Genomic DNA, 2,291 nt, shown 5'->3' with positions numbered 1-2,291 from the left:
TGTCCGACGCCGGCCTGTCCGCCTCCGAGATCGACGACGTCATCCTGGTCGGTGGTCAGACCCGCATGCCGCTGGTGCAGTCCAAGGTGGCCGAGTTCTTCGGCAAGGAAGCTCGCAAGGACGTCAACCCGGATGAAGCGGTCGCCGTCGGCGCCGGCATCCAGGGCGGCGTGCTGGGCGGCGACGTCAAGGACGTGCTGCTGCTGGACGTGACCCCGCTGACCCTCGGTATCGAGACCATGGGTGGCGTGCTGACGCCGCTGATCGAGAAGAACACCACCATCCCGACCAAGAAGTCCCAGGTGTTCTCCACCGCTGATGACAACCAGGGCGCGGTGACCATCCACGTCCTGCAGGGTGAGCGCAAGCAGGCCGCGCAGAACAAGTCTCTGGGTCGCTTCGACCTGGCCGACATTCCGCCGGCGCCGCGCGGTGTGCCGCAGATCGAAGTCGCCTTCGACCTGGATGCCAACGGTATCCTGAACGTGTCCGCCAAGGACAAGGCGACCGGCAAGGAGCAGTCCATCGTCATCAAGTCTTCCGGCGGCCTGTCCGACGACGAGATCGAACAGATGGTGCGTGACGCGGAAGCCAACGCCGACGAAGACAAGAAGTTCGAGGAAATGGTCCAGCTGCGCAATCAGGCCGACGGCATGATTCACGCGACCAAGAAGACCCTGACCGAAGCCGGTGACAAGGCCGAAGCCAGCGAGAAGGAAGCCATCGAGACGGCGATCTCCGAGCTGGAAGAAGCCCTGAAAGGCGACGACAAGGATGCGATCCAGGCCAAGCTGGATGCACTGACCGAAGCGTCCGGCAACCTGGCGCAGAAGCTCTACGCCGAGCAGGGCGCCCAGGGTGAGCAGGCTGCCGAAGGTCAGGCTGGCAAGAAGCAGGACGACGACGTGGTTGACGCCGAGTACGAGGAAGTCAACGACGACAAGAAGTCCTGAGGGATTTCTTGAACGACGTCTGATGACAGCGCGGGAGCCTTGTGAAGGTGTCCCGCGTTGTCGTTTGCATCGGTGGCGCCTTGCGCTAGCCGCGAGCCACCGGTGACAACCGGCATTCCAGAACAGACCGGCAGCCTCAGGCTGCCAGCAATCCAGGCGGACCTGATCCATGTCCAAGCGTGATTATTACGAAGTGCTTGGTGTCGAGCGTGGCGCCGACACCAAGGACATCAAGAAGGCGTACCGACGCCTGGCCCAGAAGCATCACCCGGACCGCAACCCGGATGATGAAACTTCGGCCGAGAAGTTCCGTGAAGTCTCTGAAGCCTACGAAGTGCTGTCCGATGCTGACAAGCGCGCCGCCTATGACCAGTTCGGTCATGCCGGTGTCGATGGTCAGGGCGGCGGTGGCTTCGGTGGCGGCGGCTTTGGCGGTGGTGGTGCCGGCGGCTTCGGCGATGTGTTCGGCGATGTCTTCGGTGACATCTTCGGTGGCGGCGGTGGTCGTCGCAATCCGAACGCTCCGCAGCGCGGCAGCGACCTGCGTTACAACCTGGATCTCGATCTGGAATCGGCGGTTGCCGGTACCACGGTCGATATCCGCGTGCCGCGTCTGGCGGCCTGTGGCCACTGTGATGGCGATGGTGCCGAGCCGGGTTCCAGCAAGGAAACCTGCCCGACCTGCAATGGCATGGGCAAGGTGCGCATGCAGCAGGGCTTCTTCGCGGTCGAGCAGGCGTGTCCGACCTGCCACGGTCGTGGCGAGAAGATCAGCGTGCCGTGCCGCAAGTGTCACGGCGAAGGCCGCGTCCAGGAATCCAAGACCCTCTCGGTCAAGATTCCGCCGGGCGTCGACACCGGCGACCGCATCCGTCTGAACGGCGAAGGCGAGGGCGGTGTCAACGGCGGGCCGTCAGGTGATCTGTATGTGCAGGTCAACCTGCGCGAGCACGAGATCTTCAAGCGCGATGGTCGTCATCTGCAGTGTGAAGTGCCGATCAGCTTCGTCGATGCGGCGCTGGGCGGTGAGCTCAACGTGCCGACCCTCGACGGACGTGTCGTGCTGAAGATTCCGGCCGAGACCCAGACCGGCAAGCTGTTCCGTCTGCGCGGCAAGGGCGTCAAGCCGGTGCGCGGCGGCCCCGCCGGGGACCTGCTGTGCAAGGTGGTCATCGAGACCCCGGTCAGCCTGAATGAAGAGCAGAAGGAGCTGCTGCGTCAGTTCCAGCAGAGCCTCGGTGATACCGGCAAGAGCCATTCACCGAAGGAGAACAGCTTCTTCGATGGCGTGAAGAAGTTCTTCGAAGACATGAAGCCCTAGGCATTCGCCTTGCCGTC

At 63.5% G+C, this 2,291-nt stretch carries 2 protein-coding genes; both read left to right on the top strand.

What is annotated here, in order from left to right; translation table 11 throughout:
* A partial coding sequence (locus AC4FAH_RS03020; protein WP_490245630.1) for an Hsp70 family protein occupies positions 1 to 953 on the top strand: 953 nt, incomplete at its 5' end.
* Between the two features lie 169 nt (positions 954 to 1,122).
* A complete protein-coding gene (gene dnaJ / locus AC4FAH_RS03015) occupies positions 1,123 to 2,274 on the top strand; it encodes a molecular chaperone DnaJ (protein ID WP_043333362.1) in 1,152 nt (383 codons plus the stop codon).
* The last annotated feature ends 17 nt before the right edge of the window (positions 2,275 to 2,291 follow it).

The organism is Cobetia sp., assembly GCF_983723665.1.
The sequence above is the reverse complement of the archived record's forward strand: the minus strand, read 5'-3'. Positions and strand labels throughout refer to the sequence as shown.

Bases quoted from the DNA above. Each gene is read 5' to 3' on its own strand.
- dnaJ (WP_043333362.1), top strand. From the start codon at position 1,123: ATGTCCAAGCGTGATTATTACGAAGTGCTTGGTGTCGAGCGTGGCGCC.